Origin of the sequence: Pseudothioclava nitratireducens (assembly GCF_029210495.1) — a bacterium.
GTDB lineage: Bacteria > Pseudomonadota > Alphaproteobacteria > Rhodobacterales > Rhodobacteraceae > Pseudothioclava > Pseudothioclava nitratireducens.
The window spans coordinates 42123-63039 of sequence record NZ_JARGDK010000010.1 but is presented as its reverse complement, the minus strand read 5'-3'; the positions used below and the strand labels follow the sequence as shown (position 1 = coordinate 63039).

Sequence of the window (20917 nt, the reverse complement as noted above, 5' to 3'; positions counted from 1 at the left end):
GTCCGGGGAAGGCCCCCGGACCGGCAGGGATCACATCATGTCCTTGGCTTCGAGCGAGCCCATGCCATGCGGGGTCTCGATCTCGGTGCAGGTGCCGGCGGGGACATATTTCCACGCATTGCCCTGATAGTCCTTGGTCGCGGTGCCGGCGCAGGTCGTGCCGGGGCCTGCGGCGCAATCGTTCTGCCCGGCCATCGAAACGCCATAGCATTTCTCCATTTCACCGGCAGCCAGCGCGGGCGAGGCAGCGGCGAAGGCACAGGTCAGTGCAGCGGCGAGCGACAGGCTCAGATCGGTCTTGGTCATCTTGGGTCTCCCTGATGGAATGGGGCGCTCGGGTCCGTCCCGTGCCCTCGGAATACCCTTCGCGCCCCACCACCGATCCGTTACGCCGCTCACGCATCCGTGAACGAAATGGCTTTGCTTGCGAAAAATTTGCGTTCGCCTGTAACAATGCCCGCGCGCCTGACGAAGAGAGGTCATGATGCACGACACCACGGCGGATTGGAGCGCGCTCTTGCGGGCGGCGAATGCGGGGGACCAGCGCGCCTATGCGCGGTTTCTGGCAGCCGTTACCCCTGTCCTGCGCGCCGTGATCTCGCGCCGGGGTGGCGGCGAGGAAACCGAGGACATCCTGCAAGAGGTGCTCCTCGCGATCCATACCCGCCGCCAGACATGGCATGAGGATCAACCGGTCGCGCCCTGGGCCTATGCGATCGCGCGTCACAAGGTGGTGGATGCGTTTCGCAAGCGCGGTCGGCGGGTGACGGTTCCGGTCGAGGATTTCGCCGAGACCCTGCCCGCCCCGCCCGAGCGCGACCCGACCGAGGCGCGCGATATCGAGCGGATGATCGACCGGCTGGAGCCGCGTGCCGCCGCCGTGGTCCGTTCGATCGGGGTCGAGGGACGCTCGATCCGCGAGACGGGAGAGGCGATGGAAATGACCGAGGGCGCGGTGCGCGTCATGCTCCACCGGGGTTTGAAAAAGCTCGCTGAACTCAGAGAGAGGCTGATCGAGATATGAAAACCGAGGACCTGATTGCCGCACTCGCGCAAGATACCGCGCCCCGCCCCCGCCCCGAGGGGCGGCTGGCCCGCGCGATCGGCCCGGCGTTTCTGGTTGCCGGGGTGCTGATGCTTGCGCTCTTGGGCCTGCGCTCCGATCTGGGCGAGGCGCTGCGCGACCCGATGATCTGGGGCAAGTTCGTCCTGCCCGCGCTGGTGGCCGGGGCGGCGCTGCCGCTGGTGCTGCGGCTCGGCCGCCCGGCCGCCGCCACGCGTTTCAGCCTCTTGGCACTGCCTGCGGGCTTCGTCCTGCTCCTGCTGGTCGCGGGCTATGTGCTCACCCCCGAGGGCGGTCGGCAGATGGCCTGGGCGGGCAAGACGCTCTGGCCCTGCCTCGTCTCGATCCCGACGCTCTCGCTTGCGATCCTCGCGGCCACGCTTTGGGCGCTGCGCTCCGGCGCGGTCCTGCGCCCGGCACTCACAGGCGCGATGGCGGGGCTTTTCGCGGGCGGGCTCGGCACACTGATCTACGCGACCCATTGCACCGAGGACAGCCCGCTCTTTTACGGGAGCTGGTATAGCCTTGGCATGCTGATCACCGCGCTGATCGGCGCCCTGATCGCGCCGCGCCTGCTGCGCTGGTAAGCCCGCACCCCGAGACCGCCACGAATCGAGCGCGCCCACCGCGCGCCGCAAACGCCGGCATGGGCGCTCCGGTGCCCATCTGCGGCTCCAAAAGCAGAGTTTTTCGCGCGGTATACAATGGCACACATTGACTTGAGGCCCCCGCTCCATTACGCGATTGGCCAATGGCGCGGAACGGGGGCCGCGGATGCCCTGCTGTCCCTCTCGCGCGTGGCCGCAGGCGGAGCGTTCCGCCGCGGCTCCGATATCGCAATGAGGATGACATCATGGCCCAATCGCAGACCCCCGACATCATCTACACCATCGTCGACGAAGCGCCCGAACTGGCGCGCGGCTCGCTCCTGCCGATCATCCGCGCCTTCGCCAGCGCCGCTGATATCGACGTCGAAACCCGCGACATCTCGCTCGCCGGGCGCATCCTCGCAACCTTCCCCGACTACCTTCAGGAAGATCAGCGCATCTCGGACGACCTCGCCGCGCTTGGCGAACTGGTGAAAACGCCCGAGGCCAACGTCATCAAGCTGCCGAACATCTCGGCCTCGGTGCCCCAGCTCGTCGCCGCGATCAAGGAACTTCAGGGCCAGGGCTACGCGGTTCCGGATTACCCGGCAGAGCCCGCCACCGACGAGGAAAAGAAAGTTCGCGCGCGCTATGACGCGATCAAGGGCTCGGCCGTGAACCCGGTCCTGCGCGAAGGCAACTCGGACCGCCGCTCGGCCAAGGCCGTCAAGGAATACGCCAAGAAGAACCCGCATTCGATGGGCGAGTGGACCGCCGCGTCGAAAACCTGCGTCGCCTCGATGCCGGGCAACGACTTCTTCGCGAACGAAAAATCCGCGACCATCACCGCCGCGCAGGCCGGTGTCGCCAAGATCACCTTCACCGACGCCGCCGGCAATGAGACCGTGCTCAAGGACGGCCTGAAATATCTCGAAGGCGAAGTCGTCGACGCAACCTTCATGTCGGCCTCGGCGCTGCGTGCGTTCATCAAGGCCGAAGTCGCCTCGATGGAGCCGGGCGTTCTGTTCTCGGTTCACCTGAAGGCGACGATGATGAAGGTCTCCGACCCGATCATCTTCGGCCATTTCGTCTCGGTCTACCTGGAGGACTTCCTCGCCAAGCACGGCGACACGGTCAAAGCGCTCGGCTTCAACCCGAACGCGGGCATCGGCGATCTGGAAGCCAAGATCAAAGGCAACGCAGACCTCGAAGCCGATCTGGCAGCCGCGCTCGCCGCGAAACCGCCGATGTATATGGTGAACTCCGACAAGGGCATCACCAACCTGCATGTGCCCTCGGACGTGATCATCGACGCTTCGATGCCCGCCGTGATCCGCGCGGGCGGCATCGGCTGGGGCCCGGACGGCAAGCCGGCCGACACCAAGTGCTGCATCCCGGACAACTGCTACGCGACGGTCTATGACGAGACCATCAACTACTTCAAAGAGAACGGCAAACTCGACGTGACCTCCTGTGGGGCCGTGTCGAACGTGGGCCTGATGGCGCAGAAGGCCGAGGAATACGGCTCGCACCCAACCACCTTCGAGATCCCCTCGAAAGGCACCGTGCGCATCGTCCTCGCCTCGGGCGAAGTGCTGCATGAGCATGCGGTCGAAACCGGCGACATCTGGCGTTCGGCCACCGCCAAGAAAGCCCCAATCCTCGACTGGATTCAGCTGGGCATCGCGCGCACCAAGGCAACCGGTAAGGCGGCCTTCTGGCTCGACGCGACCCGCGCCCATGACGCCGAGATCATCAAATATGTCGAACCGGCGCTGAAAGAGGCCGGCATCGAAATCCCGATCCTCGCCCCGCGTGAGGCCACCCGCTTCACGCTCGAAGAAATGGTCAAGGGCAACGATGTCGTCACCATCACCGGCAACGTTCTGCGCGACTACCTGACCGACCTGTTCCCGATCCTCGAACTGGGCACCTCGGCCAAGATGCTCTCGATCGTCAAGCTGATGAATGGCGGCGGCATGTTCGAAACCGGCGCGGGCGGCTCGGCCCCCAAGCACGTCGAGCAGCTGGTCAAGGAAAACCACCTGCGTTGGGACAGCCTTGGCGAGTTCTGCGCTCTCGGCGAAAGCTTCAACTTCCTCGCCGAAGCCAAGGGCAAGACCAAGGCCGCCGTGCTCGGCGCCGCTGTCGATGCCGCGACCCAGAAGATCCTCGAGAACGGCAACTCGCCCGAGCGCAAGGTCGGCCAGAACGACAACCGCTCGTCGCATTACTGGTTCGCCCGCTACTGGGCCGAGGCGCTGGCCGCACAAGGGGACGACGCCGATCTGGCCGCACATTTCGCGCCGATCGCCAAGGCGCTGGCCGAGAAAGAGACGACCATCCTCGCTGAACTCAAGGCCGATGAGGGCAAGCCCGCCGATATGGGCGGTTACTACCACTCGGACCCGGCCAAGATCGACGCGATCATGCGCCCCTCGGCGACGCTGAACGCGATCATCGGCTGAGCCGGACGCGATCAAAAATAAAGGGGGGCGCGAGCCCCCCTTTTTTGATGCCGCAACAGCGTCGTGGTTCAGGCCAGCGCCGCCGCACGCGCCGCCTTGCGGCGCGCGACACGGGCGCGGATCGCCTCGATATCGGTGATCGGGGTCGCGGCGAAAAGCTGGCGCGTATAGGGGTGCTGCGGGTCGGTGAACACCGCGTCCCGGCTGCCCTGCTCGACCGCCTCGCCCTTGTTCATCACCATCACCTCATCGGCGATATAGCGCACGACCGAGAGATCATGGCTGATGAAGACATAGGTCAGGTTGAACTCTTCCTGAAGGTCCGCGAGCAGGTTCAGAACCTGCGCCTGCACAGACAGGTCGAGCGCCGAGACCGCCTCATCGAGCACCAGAAGCGCCGGGTTCAGCATCAGCGCCCGCGCAATTGCGATCCGCTGGCGCTGGCCGCCCGAGAACATATGCGGGTAGCGGTTGAAATGCGCCCGTTGCAGCCCGACCTTTTCGAGCATCGCCTCGGCCTTTTCGCGCCGCGTCGGCCCGTCGAGATCGGAGTTGAGCAACAGCGGCTCGGTCAGCGCCTCGCCCACCTTCTGGCGCGGATTGAGCGAGCCATAGGGGTTCTGGAACACCATCTGCACCTTAGACCGCAACGCGCGCGTGGGTTTGCCGGTGCCGATATCGACATCCTCGCCCTCGATCCTGAGCGTGCCGCCCGATTGCCGGTCGATCAGCGCGACGATGCGGGCAAGCGTGGATTTGCCCGAGCCGCTCTCGCCGACGATGGCGAGCGTCTTGCCGCGCTCCACCGCGAAATCGACGCCTTTCACGGCGCGCACGGTTTTCGACGGGCGAAACAACCCGCCCGCGACGTGGTAATCCTGCGTGAGGCCCTTGCCTTCGACAACGATGCTCATTGGCCAGCCTCCGCGAAATAGTCCGAAACCGTGGGCAGACGGTCACCCGTGGCCAGTTCTGGCAGCGCCGAAAGAAGCGCGCGGGTATAGGGGTGCTGCGGCGCCTCAAAAAGGCTCAGCACATCGGCCTCTTCCATCTTCTGGCCCTTGAACTGCACGACCACCCGGTCGGCGGTCTCGGCCACCACGCCCATGTCATGCGTGATCAGGATCAACCCCATCCCATGCGTTTCCTGAAGATCGAGGAGCAGATCGAGGATCTGCTTCTGGATCGTCACGTCGAGCGCCGTGGTCGGCTCGTCCGCGATCAGGAGCCGCGGGTTGGTGGCAATCGCAATGGCGATCATCACCCGCTGGCACTGCCCGCCCGAAAGCTGATGCGGATAAGAGCGCATCTTCTCGGCAGGCTCGGGGATTCCGACGGCATCAAAGAGTTCAATGGCCCGCGCGCGGGCCGCCGCCTTGGACATGCCCGCATTGATGCGCAGCACCTCTTCGATCTGGAAGCCCACGGTGAAGGACGGGTTGAGCGACGCGATCGGCTCCTGAAAGATCATGGTGATCTCACGCCCGATGATGCGGCGCCGCTCGGCCCCGCTCATGCTCAGCATGTCCCGCCCGTCGAACTCCATCACATCGGCGGTCACGGTGGCGGTGTCGGGCAAGAGCCCCATCACCGCCAGCATCGACACCGATTTACCCGAGCCGCTCTCGCCGACGATGGCCAGAACCTCGCTTGGTTCGATATCGACGTCGATCCCGTCCACCGCCTTGAAAGGCCCCGTGGAGGTCGCGAAGCTGACGGTCAGATTGCGGATTTTCAACAGGGCCATGGCTCAGCTCCGCTTCAGTTTCGGATCGAGCGCGTCGCGCAGACCGTCGCCCATCAGGTTGATCGCCAGCACCGAGATCAGGATCGCAAGGCCGGGGAAGGTCACCACCCACCACGCGCGCAGGATGAACTCGCGCGCCTCGGCCAGCATCGTGCCCCATTCCGGCGCGGGCGGCTGCGCGCCCATGCCCAGAAAGCCCAGCGCGGCCGCATCGAGCACCGCAGAGGAAAACGACAGCGTCGCCTGCACGATCAGCGGCGCCAGACAGTTCGGCAGGATCGTGCGAACCATCAGCCGCAGGTTCCCCGCCCCCGCCAGCCGCGCGGCAGTGACATATTCGCGTTGTTTCTCGCCCATGACGGCGGCGCGTGTGAGCCGCGCGAAATGCGGCTGATAGACGATGGCGATGGCGATCATCGCATTGGTCAGCCCCGGCCCCAGAATGGCCACCAGCACCAGCGCGAGCAGGAGTGACGGAAAAGCGAGCACGATATCCATCACCCGCATGATGATCGTATCGACCCAGCCGCCGAAATAGCCCGCGACAAGACCGAGGATGATGCCGCCTGTCAGAGCGATCATCACCACGACCACGCCGATAAAGAGCGAATAGCGCGCGCCAAAGACCAGCCGCGAGAAGATATCGCGCCCGACCGCATCGGTGCCAAGCAGGTAGGCGCTCTGACCACCCTCGCTCCAGACCGGCGGCACCAGAAGCGCGTCGCGATATTGCAGGGTTGGCGAATGGGGCGCGACAAGCGGCGCGAAAATCGCGACCAGCACAAGGATCGCAAACACGATCAGCCCCGCCACAGCCCCCTTGTTACGCCGGAAATCATACCAGAAATCCGCAAGCATCCGCCGCCGGATCTGAGCATCGCTGAGTTTGACAGTCGCATCGGTCATTTGTGGCGGATCCTCGGATTGATGAGCCCGTAGGTCAGGTCCACGGCCAAGTTCACAAGCATGACCACCCCCGCGATCAGCAAAAGCCCCGATTGCACCACCGGGTAGTCTCGGCGCGAGATCGAGTCGATCATCCACTTACCGATCCCCGGCCAGGAAAAGATCGTCTCGGTCAGGATCGCGCCCGCCATCAGCACCCCGATCTGAAGACCGATCGTGGTCACCACCGGGATCATAGCATTGCGCAGCGCATGCACCCCCACGACGCGCGAGGATGGCAGGCCCTTGGCCCGCGCGGTGCGGACGTAATCCTCGCCCATCACCTCAAGCATGGCTGAACGGGTCTGGCGCGCGATCACCGCCAAGGGGATCGTCGCAAGCACGACCGAGGGCAGGATCAGGTGGCTCAGCGCCGAAAGGAACGCACCCTTCTGGCCAGACAGCAGGCTGTCGATCAGCATGAAGCCGGTGACCTGCGGGAAATAATAGAGAAGGCTGATCCGTCCGGAAACCGGCGTCCATTGCAGGATCCCAGAGAACAGGATGATCAGCAAAAGACCCCACCAGAAGATCGGCATCGAAAATCCGACCAGCGCGGCAGTCATCGACACCTGATCGAACCACGAGCCGCGCTTGATCGCCGCGATCACCCCGACCGGGATGCCGACCATCGTGGCAATCACGATCGCCACGAGGCCAAGTTCGATCGTCGCCGGGAACAGCGCGAGGAACTCGGTCAGCACGGGCTTTTTGGTGACCAGCGAATTGCCCAGATCGCCCTGCAGCAAGCGCCCGAGAAAATCGAGATACTGCTCCCAGATCGGACGGTCGAAGCCGAGCTGATGCGACAGTTCGGCGTGGCGTTCGGGGGTGATCCCCCGCTCCCCCGCCATGAGAAGCACCGGATCGCCGGGCAGGACGCGGACAAAGCCGAAAGCGATCATCGTGATCCCCAGAAAAGTCGGGATCAGATAAAGCAGCTTGCTGAGGATGAATCTGAGCATGGCGTCTTTCCTGTGACAGACGCGCGGAGCACACAGCCCCGCGCGTCCGCTGATTGAACGGGTCGCGGCTTATTCGACCAGATCGACCGTTTCGAAGGTGAAGTCGCCCAGCGGGCTCATCATGAAGCCTTCGACATTCTTGGCCATCGGCACGTATTGCGTCGAGTGTGCAATGGTAGCCCAAGGCGCTTGATCCTTGAAGATCACTTGCGCCTCTTCATAGAGCCGGGTGCGCTCTGCCGGGTCGGAGGTCTGCTTGGCCTGCGAAATCAGTGCCGAGAAGTCCTCGTTGCACCATTGCGCGCGGTTCGAACCGCCCTCGCCCGCCGCCGCACAGGACAGCAACACCGCAAGGAAGTTGTCCGGGTCGCCATTGTCGCCGGTCCAGCCAAGGATCACAGCGCCATCGCGGTTCACCTCGGTCGACTTCTTGAGGTATTCGCCCCATTCGTAGCTGACGATCTCGACATTGACGCCGACCTTGGCGAAGTCTTCCTGCATCAGCTCGGCCGTGCGCCGCGCGTTCGGCATGTAGGGACGCTGCACCGGCATCGCCCAGATCTTCATCGACAGATCGCTCACGCCTTCGGCTTCGAGCATCGCCTTGGCCGCTTCCGGATCGTAGGGGTCGTCCTGGATCGCGTCATTGTAGGACCACATGGTCGGCGGGATCGGGTTCTTGGCGGCGACCGCCGCGCCCTGGAACACCGCGTCGACGATGGCACCCTTGTTGATCGCCATGTTGAGCGCCTTGCGGACCTTCGGATTGTCAAAGGGCGCGACCGTGGTGTTATAGGCGAGATAACCGACGTTCAGACCCGCCTGCTCGTCGAGCTTGAGGTTCGGATCGGCCTTGATCGCCTCAAGGTCTGCGGGCGCCGGATAGGGCATCAGGTGGCACTCGCCCGCCTTCAGCTTTTGCAGACGCACCGCCGCATCGGGCGTGATCGCAAAGACCAGATCGTCGATCATCGGCGCGGTGCCCCAATAGTCGGCGTTCTTCTGATACCGGATGACCGCGTCCTTCTGATAGGCCACGAATTTGAAGGGGCCGGTGCCGATCGGCAGGTTGTTCAGGTCCTCGCGGGTGCCAGCGGCTTCCAGCGTATCGGCATATTCCTTGGACACGATCGAGGCGAAGGGCATGGCGATATTGGCCATGAAGGGCGCCTCGGGGCGGCTCAGCGTGAACTTGACGGTGTAGTCGTCGATCTTCTCCATCGAGGAGATCAGCGAGGCCATCTCCATCGCCGAGTAATACTCATAGCTGATCCCGGCGAGATACTGGTGCCACGGGTTCTCGGCATTGCCCTGACGGTCATAGCTGAAGATCACGTCGTCCGCATTGAAATCGCGGGTCGGGGTGAACTTCTCATTCGAATGGAACTTGACGCCCTTGCGCAGATGGAAGGTGTATTCCAGCCCGTCTTCCGACACTTCCCAGCTTTCGGCGAGGCCCGGCTCGACCTCGGTCGTGCCTTTCTTGAACTCGACGAGGCGGTTGTAGATCGGGTGCGCCGAGGCGTCGAAGGTGGTGCCGGCGGTATAGGGCACCGGGTCAAACCCTTCGGGCGAGCCTTCGGAGCAATAGACGAAGGTCTTTGCCATCGCCGGGGCGGCAGCGCCCAGTGCGAGGACGGAGGCGGCGAGAAGGCCGCGGGAAAATGCGTTCATAGACGTTTCCTCTCTGTCATTGGTTGCGGCTTTCGACCTCTCCCGGATCGCGCAGCCCGAACTACCGTGAGTCGTTTTTGACCCATCAGTAAAACTGCCATGACACTACCCCACGACACGCTAGGTGCAAGCCTTGACATCGCGTCAGAGACAAAGCCCCCGCCAAGAGCCTAGCCCGGCCGGTCGCCCGCCTTGATTTCGCCCGTCGTCAGCACCGGCGAGGCGTCGAACCCCTCGGCGTCGAGCATCGCCGCGATCCGTTCGAGCGAAGCGAGAATTTGCGCCTGCTCCCAATCGGCCAGCTTTTCGAAAGCGCGCACATAGCGCTGCTGAAGCGCGTCCGGCGCCTCTTGCAGCGCGCCGCGCCCGGCCTCGGTGATGACCACATTGGTCTGACGCCGATCCTGATCGGAACGCTCGCGCACCGCCATGCCGCGCGCGACGACCTTATCGACCAGCGCGGTCACCGTCGCCTGACTGACCCCCATCTGCGTCGCCAGCGCCTTGGGCGTGGTCGAGCCGCCCCGCGCCGCCACGATCTGCAAGACCCGAAGCTGCGCAGGCGTGAGCCCCGCCGCCTGCGCCAGATCGCGGGCATAAAGCTCTGTCGCGCGCAGAATACGGCGCAGGGCGATCAGGCTGGCATCGGTTCTATCATGGGGTTGGTCGGTCATCTCCCCAAGACTGGCATAGATCGCAACGAGGAACAATTGCGCGAATATTCTTCGCAAAGCAAATGTAAATACTTTGCAACCCGGCAATGAAATCACCGAAACAACGCCAAAAATCACCGATATAAATAGATTTTCAAAGAGTTCTTGAAATTTCGCCTCTCAAGCTATACTTAGCCTAACGAAGCAATATAAGGCCGCGACATGCCGGAACATCTGACAGATCAGGACAGCCAACCCGCCCGAACGCCCCAGCCCCGCCTGCGCAAACCGAATGCGACGGACGGGGCTGCAATCTGGGCCCTCGTGCGGGCCTGCAAGCCGCTCGATGAGAATTCGCTCTATGCGAATATCGTGCAGGCCGACCATTTCCGCGACACTTCGGTGATCGCGGAGGCAGAGGGTGAGACCCTCGGCTGGATCTCTGGCCATATGATCCCGAACACCGACACGTTCTTCGTCTGGCAAGTCGCGGTGAGCGACAAGGCGCGCGGCCTTGGCCTTGGGCGCAAGATGCTGCTCGAGCTGCTCTCGCGCCCTGAAACCGCAAGTGCCCGCGCGCTGCACACGACGATCACGCCGGATAACGCCGCCTCTTGGGCCCTGTTTCGCAGCCTTGCCCGCAGCCTTGGCGGCACGCTGACCGACGCGCCGCACTATACGCGCGCCCAGCACTTCGACGGCGCTCATGCCACCGAACATCTGGTGCAGATCACGCTGCCCACGCAGCGCGCCGCCGCCTGAACCCTTCCCTTTTCCAAAGACCAAAGGATGTCCCCATGCCCAAAGACATGGCCCAAACCCCGACCATTTTTGAACGCCGCGAAAGCGCCGCACGCTCCTATTGCCGCTCCTTCACCGCGACCTTCACCGAGGCGCGCGGCTCGGAATTGTTCACGGCGGACGGCACGCGCTACATCGACTTCCTCGCCGGGTGCTCGTCGCTCAATTACGGGCATAACGACCCGGACATGAAAGCGGCACTGATCGAGCACATCGCGGGCGATGGTATCGCGCACGGGCTCGACCTGCACACGGACGCCAAAGCCGCCTTCCTGAATGCACTCAGCCGCCATATCCTCACCCCGCGCGGGATGGATCACCGGGTGATGTTCACCGGCCCGACCGGCGCGAATGCCGTGGAAGCGGCACTAAAGATCGCGCGCAAAGTGACCGGGCGGACCAATGTCATCGCCTTCACCAACGGGTTCCACGGTGTGACCATGGGCGCGCTGGCCGCGACCGGCAACGGCTATCACCGGGGCGGCGCGGGCATGGACAAGTCGGGCGTCACCCGCCTGCCCTTCGCCGGCTACGCCGATGGCGTGGACAGTGCCGCCCTGCTCGACCAGATGCTGTCAGACCCCTCGGGCGGCATCGACGCCCCCGCCGCGATCCTGTTCGAGACCGTGCAGGGCGAAGGCGGGCTGAACGCGGCTTCGGCCGAGTGGGTGCGCAAGATGCAAAAGATCGCGCACAAGCACGGCGCGCTTCTGATTATCGACGACATTCAGGCGGGCTGCGGGCGCACGGGCAGCTTCTTCTCCTTTGACGAGATGGACGTGCAGCCCGACATCGTGACCATGGCGAAATCGCTTTCGGGCTTTGGCCTGCCGATGGCCTGCCTGCTGGTGCGCCCCAAGCACGACATCTTTGGCCCGGCTGAGCATAACGGCACCTTCCGGGGCAATACCCATGCCTTCGTCACCGCGCGCGTCGCAACCGAGAAATTCTGGGCCGATGACGCATTCCAGAAAGAGCTTGCCGCGAAGTCGGTGATGCTCACCTCGGCGCTCAAGGAGGTCGCGGACCTGGTCCCCGGCGCAACGCTCAAGGGCCGCGGGCTGATGCAGGGCGTCGATGTCGGCTCGGGCGATCTGGCCGCCGATATTTGCGCGCGCGCCTATGAGCTGGGCCTTTTGATCGAGACCTCTGGTCCGAATGACGAGGTGGTCAAGATCCTCGCACCGCTGACGACGCCGAACGCGCTCTTCCGCGAGGGCTTCGATATTCTGTTGCGCGCAACCCGCGAAACGATGTCCAATCTGAAACTGGCCGCGCAATAAGGAGAGAGACCATGATCGTTCGAGATTTGAACGCCCTGAAGGGCACAGAGCGGGAAGTATCCGATGCGCAATGGACCTCGACCCGGTTGCTGCTGGCCGATGACGGCATGGGGTTTTCGTTCCACATCACCGTGCTGCAAGCGGGCTCTGAGCATCAGTTCCACTACAAGCACCATTTCGAGAGCGTCTATTGCATGAAGGGCAAGGGCTCGATCACCGATCTGGGCACGGGCGAGACGCATGAGATCCGCCCAGGCGTCATGTATGCGCTCAACCTCCATGACAAGCACATCCTGCGCGCCGAGGAAGAGCTGCACATGGCCTGCTGTTTCAACCCGCCCGTAACGGGGCGCGAGGTGCACCGGGCGGATGGCTCCTACGCCCCCGCCGAAGAAACCGCCTGAGGCCCGCCATGACCCATACTGTCGAAAAGATCGGCGGGACCTCGATGTCCCGCATCGATGAGCTGCGCGACACGCTGATCGTCGGGGACCGGAAGGGCGCCGCGCTCTACGGACGCGTTTTCGTGGTCTCGGCCTTCGCGGGCATCACCAACCTGCTGCTGGAACACAAGAAAACCGGCGCGCCCGGTGTCTACGCGCGCTTTGCCGATGCCGACACCGATCACGGCTGGCACGAGGCGCTAAGCCGGGTCAGCGAGGAGATGACCGCGATCCATACGCGGCTGCTGGACCACCCCGCCGATCGCGCGCAGGCCGACGCCTTCGTCGCAGAGCGGATCGAGGGCGCGCGCAACTGCCTGATCGATCTGCAAAGGCTCTGCTCTTACGGGCATTTCCAACTGAGCACGCATATGATGCAGATCCGCGAATTGCTCTCGGGGCTGGGCGAGGCCCATTCGGCCTTCGTGACCACGCTTCTATTGCAGCGTGCGGGCGTGAATGCGCGCTTCGTGGACCTCTCAGGGTGGCGCGAACAGAACGAAATGGACCTCATGCAACGCATCAATAACGCCATGCAGGATATTGATATCGCGTCAGAAATACCAATCGTGACCGGCTATGCACAATGCCGCGAAGGGCTCATGGCCGAATTCGACCGGGGCTATTCCGAGGTCACCTTCTCCCGGCTCGCCGCCCAGACCGGCGCAGCAGAGGCGATCATCCATAAGGAGTTTCACCTCTCCTCAGCCGACCCCAAGCTCGTCGGCGCAGGGGCCGCGCGCAAGCTGGGCCATACGAATTACGACGTGGCCGACCAGATGTCGAATATGGGCATGGAGGCGATCCACCCGAAAGCCGCCAAGACCCTGCGTCAGGCCGATGTGCCGCTGCGCGTGACCAACGCCTTCGAGCCCGACGATCCCGGCACGCTGATCGACGACCGCCCCGCCGAGCGGGCCGCCGTCGAGATGATTACGGGGCTTGAGATCGTGGCGCTGGAGGTGTTCGAGCAGGATATGGTCGGCGTGAAGGGCTATGACGCGGCGATCCTCGACGTGCTCACGCGGCACAATGTGCGGATCGTGTCGAAAACCTCGAACGCCAACACGATCACGCATTACCTCGACGCCTCGCTCAAGGTGATGCGCCGCGTCGAAAAGGACCTGAGCGCGCTCTACCCCAATGCCGAAGTCTCGGCCCGTCCGCTGGCGATGGTGTCGGTGATCGGGCGCGATCTGCTGGGCCTCTCGGTGCTGACGCGCGGGCTTCAGGCGCTTGAAGCGAACGGCATGGCCTGCCTTGGCGCGAGCCAGGGGCCGCGCAATGTCGATGTGCAGTTCATCCTCGACCGCGACGACATGAAGCCGGTGATCAAGGCCCTCCACGCGGCGTTTATCGAAGCGGAGACGCCTGCGCTCCGGGCGGCCTGAACGCTACCAATCCGCATCGAGCCGGGGCTGTCGCGGTCCCGGCTCCGCCCCCTCCAGATGCGCCTTGGCCGATTTGCGGATCGCGTCGCGCTGCGTCTGGGGCATTTTGCGCAGCGTCGCATAGGGCAGCCCCATGCGCGGGTTCTTGGACAATGTGTCTTCGTTCTCGATCAGGAAATTCCAGTAGAGATAGTTGAAGGGGCACGCGCCCTCGCCGACCTTGCCCTTGGGGTCGTAATCGCAGCCCGTACAATAATCCGACATCCGGTCGATATAGGCGCCCGATGCCGCGTAGGGTTTGGAGCCGAGCAAGCCGCCATCCGCATGCATCACCATCCCATGCACATTCGGCAGTTCCACCCATTCGAACGCATCCGCATAGACCGCCAGATACCATTCGGCGATCTGCGCGGGCGCTATCCCACACAAGAGTGCGTAATTGCCGGTCACCATGAGCCGCTGGATATGGTGGGCATAGGCATGGCGCCGGGTGGTGCCGATACACTCGGCCATGCAGCGCATCCCCGTCTGGCCCGTCCAATAGACCTCGGGCAGATCGCGCGTGGCGTTCAGGTGATTGCGTTCAGGGTAGTCCGGCATCTCGGTCCAATAGATGCCGCGCACGAATTCGCGCCAGCCAAGGATTTGCCGGATAAAGCCCTCGACCGCGTTGAGCGGCGCCTCCCCCCGATCATAGGCGGCCTCGGCGCGCGCGCAGACCTCGAGCGCGGTCAGGAGCCCGCAGTTCAGATAGGGCGAGATCAGCCCGTGAAACAGGAAATCCTCCCCCGCCCGCATCGCATCCTGATAGTCGCCAAAGCGCGGCAGGCAATCGGCGATGAAATGGTCGAGCGCCTCAAGCGCCTGCGCCCGCGTCACCGCCCATCCGAAGGGCTCGAGATCGCCGAAATGCTTGGGGAAGCGTTCCGCCACGAGGTCGATCACCTCGCGCGTCATGGCGTCCGGCTCGAAGCGCAGGCGCTTGGGCAGGTCGATCTGCGCGGGTAACGGCTCACGGTTGTCGTGGTCGTAATTCCACTGCCCGCCCGCCGGATCGCCCCCCTCCATCAAGATCCCCGTGCGCCGCCGCATCTCCCGGTAGAAATACTCCATCCGCGTGGTTTTGCGCGCGTCCTTGAGGGCGGCAAACCCGGCCCGCGAACAGAAGAAGCGCGCGTCCTGCCGGATATCTAGCGGCACGTCCAGCGCCGCCTCCCAGCCGCGCATCATCTCCCAGACACGCCATTCGCCGGGCTCTGTGACGATCACCGCCTCCGGCGCGTGGCGGTCCACGGCGCGGGCAAGTTCATCCGTGAAGCTCTGGGTGTTCTCGGGGTCGTCGAGGCGCACGTAATCGACTGTAATCCCCTCGGCCCGCAGTTCGTCTGCGAAATGCCGCATCGCCGAAAGGATCAGAGCGATCTTCTGCGGGTGATGGGGGACATAGGTGGCCTCGGCCATGACCTCGACCATCAGCACGACATCGCGCGAAGGGTCGAGATCGCCCAGCGCGCTCAGATCGCGGGTCAGCTGATCCCCCAAGACAAACCGAAGCCGCATCACGCGCGCCCCTGTCCGCCGGGCTTGCCGCGCACGCCCCGGCACCGGTCCGAGCAATAGCGCACCTCGTCCCAGACCCGCGCCCATTTGCGCCGCCACGTGAAGGGGCGCCCGCAACGCGCGCAGGTTTTCTGCGGCAAATCGGCTTTCTTTCGCATTCCCATCGGCATCGCTTTCGTCATGTCCGGCTCATATGTCGCGCCGCCGGACGCAATCAAGTGCCCCTTCGGCGCGATAAATCCTTGCAAGCGTGAAACTTTTTCGCGCCTTCTGTCGTTCACAGGGAAAAGGAGACCCAACATGCAGCTTCCCGTGCTCTATCTCTCGACGCTGGTGATCTTTCTGGCCATCGACGTTGTCGGCATCACCACCCTGATCAAACCCGTCTTCGATCGCCATGTGGGCGATATGCTGGCCGATCCGTTGCGGCTTGGCCCGGCGGCGCTGTTCTACCTGTTCTACATCGCGGGCGTGCTCTATTTCGTCTCGGCCCCGGCCTTGGCAGCGGGCCGCCCGATGCAGGCGCTTCTGGGCGGCGCGCTGCTGGGGCTGATGTGCTACGGCACCTATGAGTTTACCAACCTCGCAACATTGCGCGGCTGGTCTTGGGAGCAGGTCATCATCGACAGCCTTTGGGGCGCGGTGCTGACGGGTGGCTCGGCTTGGGCGGGCGTGATGATCGCCAGCCAGTTCGGCTAGGCTCATCCGCGCGGCAAGAGCGGCGCAATGGCCTCGCGGATCGGACGCGCATCGGGTTTCGTCAAAGAGCCCCATGTGCCGACGATCCGCCCCTCACCGTCCAGAAGAACCTTGTTGAAGTTCCAGCCCGGCTCGAAACCCGCGGTCTTTTTCACCCATTTGTAGAAGGGATGCGCCTGCGCGCCCTTCACATGGGTGATATCGGTCATCGGCAGGGTGATCCCGAAATTGAGCGTGCAGAACTCTTTGACCTGCGCCGCGCTGTCATATTCCTGTTTGAAATCGTCCGAGGGCACGGCAAGCACGACAAGCCCTTTCGGCCCCCATTCCTCATGCATGTCCTGCATCCCCTCAAGCTGAGGCGTGAAGCCGCACATCGAGGCCGTGTTGATCACCAGAACGGGCTGCCCGCGCCAATCGGCGGTGTCGAGCGTGCCCCCGTCGATCGAGTCGAAGGTAAAGCTCGGGGCCGGATCGGCGGCCTGCGCCCCCGTGGCAAGGCCAAACCCCGCCCCCATGACAAGCGTCAGGATCTTGAAAAGCCGTGTCATCGCATGTCTCCTTTGTCTCGCGCAGGGCCTAGCCCTCGCGCACCAATCGTCTCGTCAGGCGCAGCGCAATCCCATACGGAAGTGCGCGCAAGAATTTCAGCCCCCAAGTCAGTCTGCGGGGGAAATGGATTTCAAAACCGCGCCCGGCGAGCCCCCGGATAATGCGCTCCGCTGCCGCATCGGGCTGCATCAGACCCGGCATCTCGAAATCGTTCATCTCGGTCAGCCGTGTCTCCACGAAGCCGGGATTGATAAGCCGCACATCGCAGGCGGGCCAAAGCTCGGCGCGCAGCGTCTCGGCCAGATTGATCACCCCGGCCTTGCTGGCTGAGTATATCTGACCTTGCGGCAGGCCGATATAGCCCGCGACCGAGCCGGTCAGCACCAACTGCCCACCGGGGCGCAGTAAGGGCGCTGCGGCGCGGGCGAAGTGAAAGCTGCCCATCAGGTTGACGCCGACGATCTGCGCCGCGCGGTCCGCGTCGATCTCGGAGACCTGCCCCGGATCGTAGAGCGCCGCGAGCGTGATCGCCGCGTCAAGCGGACCGCCCATCGCAATCCTCTCGGAGGCGGCCTGAAGGCTGAGCGGGTCGGCGACATCGGCGGCGATGACCTCGGCCCCGCCGATTTCCTGCGCGAGCGCCTCCAGACGGTCCTCGGAGCGCGCGGACAAGATCAGCCGCGCGCCTTGCCGGGCATAGGCCCGGGCGAGCGCCGCCCCGATCCCGTCCGAGGCCCCCATGATCCAGATGCGCGCACCCTGTTCAGGCATGGGCCAGCCGGTATTGATAAACATCCGTCCGCCCGGTTTCGAAGGCCGCGACACAGGCCGCGAGGTAGAACCGCCAGACCCGGATAAAGGCCTCGTCAAAGCCCAGCGCACGCACCTCGCCCAGACGGTCCTCGAAGCGGATCAGCCAGTCGCGCAGCGTGCGCGCGTAATCGAGCCCGAACCCATGCGTATCCTCGACCCGAAGCCCCGCGCGGCGCGCCTCATGATCGAAGCGCGACGGCGAAGGCAGCATGCCGCCCGGAAAAACGAAGCTGCGGATCATGTCACCGCCCTTGCGGTAGCGGTCGAAATAGCGATCGCCCACCGTGATCGTCTGGATCATCGCGCGGCCCTTATCCGAGAGAACCGAGCGCAGCTTGTCGAAATAGACGGGCCAGTAGGACTCGCCAACCGCCTCGAACATCTCGATGGACACGACATGATCGAAGCGCCCGCGCTCATCGCGGTAATCCTGAAGCGCGATCTCGGCCCCCTGACCCAGACGCGCGCGGGCAAAGGCCGCCTGCTCATGCGAGAGCGTCAGCCCCTTATGCGCGAAATCACCCCGCTCCAGCGCGCGCTCGGCAAAGCCGCCCCAGCCGCAGCCGATCTCGAGGAGTCGCCCGGACTGCGCGCCCAGACCATCGAGGATACGGTCGTATTTGCGCCGCTGCGCCGCCGCTAACGGATCGGCGGCACCTGCATCCTCGGGGGCGAACAGCGCCGAGGAATAGGTCATCGTCTCATCAAGCCACAGCCGATAGAACGCATTGCCCAGATCGTAATGCGCCTCGATATTGCGCCGCGACCCGGCCTTGGTGTTGCGGTTAAAGATGTAGAGTGCGCGCACCAGAAGCGATTGCAACGGGTGACCATAGAGGAAATGCTCCAGCGGCTCCTCGTTGCGCAGGCCAAAGAGGAGCAGCGCGGTCAGGTCGGAACTGTCGCACCAGCCATCGCGGTAAGCCTCGGTCAGGCCGATATCGCCGCGTGCCGCGACTGCGGGGACCGCTCGCCAGTCGGTGATCGTCAAATCGGCATGGGGGCCGGGCTGCGGCCCTGCAAAGCCGCGCTCTCGCCCGTCCGGGGTGGTCAGCGTCAGGCTGCCGTAGCGGATTCCGTCGAGCCCCTTGAGAAGTCTGGTTTCAATCTGGCGTTCGAACATTCTCACTCACCTGTCTTGGCCTCGGACATGGTCCGGGAAAGTTGCTCTGGTTTTTGATAGAAACGGGCGCGACGGGCGAAAAGTTTCGCCGCCTGCCAATGGATCAGCGCCATGACTTTTTGCACCTGAAGCGGATGCCGCCACGCGGCGCGGCGCAGGCTTTGGGCCGTGAGCGCGCGGGCGGGACCGGCCAGCGACGTGCCCAACCGGACCTCTCCCGAGGCGCCGACCCAATCGACCCACGCCCCGAACCGCCCCGGCCCCGTATCAAAGCGGAACAGGTAGCGCCCCTCACGCGGCAGGAAGGGCGAGACATGGAACAGCTTCTCGCCCGAGATGCGGTCGCTGGGCTGGATCGGACGGTTGTCCGAATGGCGGCACAGATAAAGGTGCCGCTCGCCAAAGGTATTCGAGACCTCCGCCAGCACCGCGCGCAACCCGCCAGCGTCCCGCGCAAGCCAGAAGCTCACCGGGTTGAAGCCATAGCCCGCGCTGCGCGTCATCGTGACCAGCGTGACCTCGGTGCCGCCAAGCCCGACGGGCGCGAGTTGCGCCCGGATGAAGTCGGCAAACCCGGTGCCATCGCGCGGGCCATAGTCACGCGTGCGGATTGACCAGAGCCCGCGCCGGTCGGGCCGGATCGGCAACGCGCCCGACTCCAGCGCCGTGATCGGCAGTGCGACATAGGTGGCGTTATATCGAAAAGTGCGGGTGAGATCGCCGGCCCGGCCATGCCAGATCCGCCCCTCGATCAGCGCGCCCTGCCACAGATCGCTCATTCGGCAGCCTCCAGTCGCGTAGGCTCGACGCGCAGTGGCGGGGCTTCATCCGCCCACGGGTTCGGCCCAAGCGGCCAGGACACGCCCAGCGCCTCGGCCACGCGCAGCGCCGACAGAAGCCCATCCTCATGGAACCCGTAGCGCGTCCATGCACCGGCATAATAAACCCCGCCCCGCCCCTGAATTTCGGGCAGCCGCTCCTGCGCGTGGCGCGCCGTCGCATCGAATTGCGGGTGATGCAGGATCGCCTCGTCATGGATATGGCGCGGCTCGCGCTCGGGGTTGAGGGTCACGATCAGCGGACGCTCGGTTTGCAGCGATTGCAGGCGGTTCATCCAATAGGACAGGCTGATCGGGCGATCCGTCAGCCCCGGCGCAGCTTCGGTCACATAGTTCCAAGACGACCAAATCGAGCGCCGACGCGGCATCAGATCGGTATCGGAATGGAGCACCATCCGGTTGCCCTCGGTGCGCAGCGCGCCCAGGATCGCCAGCTCCTGCGCGTCCGGCTGCGCGAGCATCCGCAGGGCCTGCGGCGCATGGGTCGCAAGGATCACCCGGTCGAACAGCTCCGGCCCACGCTCCGAGACCACGCGCACCGACGCACCGTCGCGCTCAATCGCCGTGACCGGACTGTTCAGCCGGATCTGCGCCCCGCTCGCCTGCGCCAGCACCTCGACATAGCGCGCGGACCCGCCCCTGACGGTGAGCCATTTGGGCTGGTCGTTGACCGTCAGAAGCCCGTGATTGTCGAAGAAGCGGATGAAGCTTTGCGCGGGGAAATCGAGCATGTCGCGGGTGGGCGTGGACCAGATCGCCCCCGAGATCGGCATGAGAAAGCGGTCGCGGAACTCGGCCCCAAGCCCCAGCTCGGCAATCAGCTCCCCGATGCTGCCCGGATAGTCGGCGCGCCCACCCGCTTGCCGAAAGAAGGCCAAGATGTCGCGCACCATACGCCAATGCGACGGGTCCAAGAGCCGCCGGGGCTGCGCGAACATATCAAGCGCGCGCGTCGTGCCATATTCGTAACGTCCGCCGGCAAAACTCGCGGCGAAGCTCATGTCGCTGGGGATCAATTCGACGCCGAGATGTTCGAGCATCGGGATGAAAAGCGGATAGGTCTTGCGGTTGCAAACGATGAAACCGGTATCCACATCGACACCCTCGGCCTGCACGGTGCGGGCATGCCCGCCAAGACGCGGCTCGGCCTCAAACAATGTCACCTCATGCGCACGCGACAATAGCCACGCGGCCCCCAGCCCGGAAATCCCGCTGCCGACAATTGCAATCTTCATCGCTTCCCCCTGAGCGTTCGGGTTGATCCCGAAAACGTGAAGTTTCGGGAGCAACGCGCGCAGGCGCGAAATGGTT

The 20917-nt window shown here is 64.3% G+C and carries 22 protein-coding genes; 8 read left to right on the top strand and 14 right to left on the bottom strand.

Annotated features, from left to right (window positions below; translation table 11 throughout):
• Positions 1–30: 30 nt before the first annotated feature.
• Entirely contained in the window at positions 31–306 is a 276-nt protein-coding gene (locus tag P0X85_RS12020; protein ID WP_275813529.1) for a BufA1 family periplasmic bufferin-type metallophore, read from the bottom strand.
• A 175-nt stretch (positions 307–481) separates the two neighbouring features.
• Here P0X85_RS12020 and P0X85_RS12015 point away from each other — a divergent pair, with 175 nt between their 5' ends.
• From P0X85_RS12015 to P0X85_RS12005, 3 genes are all read left to right on the top strand, one after another.
• The gene (locus P0X85_RS12015) at positions 482–1024 is read left to right on the top strand and encodes a sigma-70 family RNA polymerase sigma factor (RefSeq protein WP_275813527.1); all 543 of its coding nucleotides are present in this window, start codon (positions 482–484) and stop codon (positions 1022–1024) included.
• Positions 1021–1650, top strand: a complete 630-nt coding sequence (locus tag P0X85_RS12010) for a DUF1109 domain-containing protein (RefSeq protein WP_275813524.1) — start codon at positions 1021–1023, stop codon at positions 1648–1650. Before P0X85_RS12015 ends, P0X85_RS12010 begins: the two co-directional genes overlap by 4 nt.
• Positions 1651–1916: 266 nt before the next feature.
• The gene (locus tag P0X85_RS12005) at positions 1917–4118 is read left to right on the top strand and encodes an NADP-dependent isocitrate dehydrogenase (protein WP_275813521.1); all 2202 of its coding nucleotides are present in this window, start codon (positions 1917–1919) and stop codon (positions 4116–4118) included.
• Between the two features lie 68 nt (positions 4119–4186).
• Here the strand turns inward: P0X85_RS12005 and P0X85_RS12000 are convergent, their stop codons facing one another.
• The 6 genes from P0X85_RS12000 to P0X85_RS11975 form a co-directional block, all read right to left on the bottom strand.
• A complete protein-coding gene (locus tag P0X85_RS12000) occupies positions 4187–5032 on the bottom strand; it encodes an ATP-binding cassette domain-containing protein (RefSeq protein WP_275813518.1) in 846 nt (281 codons plus the stop codon).
• Entirely contained in the window at positions 5029–5865 is an 837-nt protein-coding gene (locus P0X85_RS11995; protein WP_275813515.1) for an ABC transporter ATP-binding protein, read from the bottom strand. The genes P0X85_RS12000 and P0X85_RS11995 overlap by 4 nt, the downstream gene beginning before the upstream one ends.
• 3 nt (positions 5866–5868) lie before the next feature.
• Positions 5869–6771: an ABC transporter permease subunit gene (locus P0X85_RS11990; protein WP_275813512.1), complete on the bottom strand. Its 903-nt coding sequence runs from the start codon at positions 6769–6771 to the stop codon at positions 5869–5871.
• Entirely contained in the window at positions 6768–7775 is a 1008-nt protein-coding gene (locus P0X85_RS11985; RefSeq protein ID WP_275813509.1) for an ABC transporter permease subunit, read from the bottom strand. Before P0X85_RS11985 ends, P0X85_RS11990 begins: the two co-directional genes overlap by 4 nt.
• Before the next feature lie 69 nt (positions 7776–7844).
• Complete coding sequence (locus P0X85_RS11980; protein WP_275813505.1) at positions 7845–9449, bottom strand: ABC transporter substrate-binding protein; 1605 nt, start codon at positions 9447–9449, stop codon at positions 7845–7847.
• A 170-nt stretch (positions 9450–9619) separates the two neighbouring features.
• On the bottom strand, positions 9620–10123 hold the full coding sequence (locus P0X85_RS11975) for a MarR family winged helix-turn-helix transcriptional regulator (RefSeq protein WP_275813502.1): 504 nt from the start codon (positions 10121–10123) through the stop codon (positions 9620–9622).
• Positions 10124–10324: 201 nt separating this feature from the next.
• On the opposite strand from P0X85_RS11975, the gene ectA reads away from it, so the two are divergent.
• From ectA to P0X85_RS11955, 4 genes are read left to right on the top strand one after another with little or no spacing between them, the layout of a single operon-like run.
• Positions 10325–10864, top strand: coding sequence for a diaminobutyrate acetyltransferase (gene ectA / locus P0X85_RS11970; protein WP_275813498.1), 540 nt, complete (start codon positions 10325–10327; stop codon positions 10862–10864).
• A 35-nt stretch (positions 10865–10899) separates the two neighbouring features.
• Positions 10900–12186, top strand: a complete 1287-nt coding sequence (ectB, locus tag P0X85_RS11965) for a diaminobutyrate--2-oxoglutarate transaminase (protein ID WP_275813495.1) — start codon at positions 10900–10902, stop codon at positions 12184–12186.
• Between the two features lie 11 nt (positions 12187–12197).
• Entirely contained in the window at positions 12198–12590 is a 393-nt protein-coding gene (locus tag P0X85_RS11960) for an ectoine synthase (RefSeq protein ID WP_275813492.1), read from the top strand.
• 8 nt (positions 12591–12598) lie between these two features.
• Positions 12599–14020, top strand: coding sequence for an aspartate kinase (locus P0X85_RS11955; RefSeq protein WP_275813489.1), 1422 nt, complete (start codon positions 12599–12601; stop codon positions 14018–14020).
• 3 nt (positions 14021–14023) lie between these two features.
• Here the strand turns inward: P0X85_RS11955 and P0X85_RS11950 are convergent, their stop codons facing one another.
• Both P0X85_RS11950 and P0X85_RS11945 read right to left on the bottom strand, forming a co-directional pair.
• Complete coding sequence (locus P0X85_RS11950; protein WP_275813486.1) at positions 14024–15580, bottom strand: cryptochrome/photolyase family protein; 1557 nt, start codon at positions 15578–15580, stop codon at positions 14024–14026.
• Positions 15580–15762 (bottom strand): DUF2256 domain-containing protein, encoded by a 183-nt coding sequence (locus P0X85_RS11945; protein WP_338030531.1) that lies wholly within the window; start codon positions 15760–15762, stop codon positions 15580–15582. The genes P0X85_RS11950 and P0X85_RS11945 overlap by 1 nt, the downstream gene beginning before the upstream one ends.
• A 118-nt stretch (positions 15763–15880) precedes the next feature.
• On the opposite strand from P0X85_RS11945, the gene P0X85_RS11940 reads away from it, so the two are divergent.
• The gene (locus P0X85_RS11940) at positions 15881–16279 is read left to right on the top strand and encodes a DUF2177 family protein (RefSeq protein WP_275813483.1); all 399 of its coding nucleotides are present in this window, start codon (positions 15881–15883) and stop codon (positions 16277–16279) included.
• Between the two features lie 2 nt (positions 16280–16281).
• On the opposite strand, the gene P0X85_RS11935 is transcribed toward P0X85_RS11940, so the two are convergent.
• Genes P0X85_RS11935 through P0X85_RS11915 form a run of 5 tightly spaced genes read right to left on the bottom strand, consistent with a single transcriptional unit; the run spans position 16282 to position 20841 of the window.
• Positions 16282–16830 (bottom strand): glutathione peroxidase, encoded by a 549-nt coding sequence (locus P0X85_RS11935; RefSeq protein WP_275813480.1) that lies wholly within the window; start codon positions 16828–16830, stop codon positions 16282–16284.
• Positions 16831–16858: 28 nt separating this feature from the next.
• Positions 16859–17626, bottom strand: a complete 768-nt coding sequence (locus P0X85_RS11930) for an SDR family NAD(P)-dependent oxidoreductase (protein WP_275813477.1) — start codon at positions 17624–17626, stop codon at positions 16859–16861.
• A complete protein-coding gene (locus P0X85_RS11925; RefSeq protein ID WP_275813474.1) occupies positions 17595–18767 on the bottom strand; it encodes an SAM-dependent methyltransferase in 1173 nt (390 codons plus the stop codon). Before P0X85_RS11925 ends, P0X85_RS11930 begins: the two co-directional genes overlap by 32 nt.
• A 2-nt stretch (positions 18768–18769) precedes the next feature.
• The gene (locus tag P0X85_RS11920) at positions 18770–19546 is read right to left on the bottom strand and encodes a DUF1365 domain-containing protein (protein ID WP_275813471.1); all 777 of its coding nucleotides are present in this window, start codon (positions 19544–19546) and stop codon (positions 18770–18772) included.
• Positions 19543–20841 (bottom strand): NAD(P)/FAD-dependent oxidoreductase, encoded by a 1299-nt coding sequence (locus P0X85_RS11915; RefSeq protein WP_275813468.1) that lies wholly within the window; start codon positions 20839–20841, stop codon positions 19543–19545. The genes P0X85_RS11920 and P0X85_RS11915 overlap by 4 nt, the downstream gene beginning before the upstream one ends.
• Between the last annotated feature and the right edge of the window lie 76 nt (positions 20842–20917).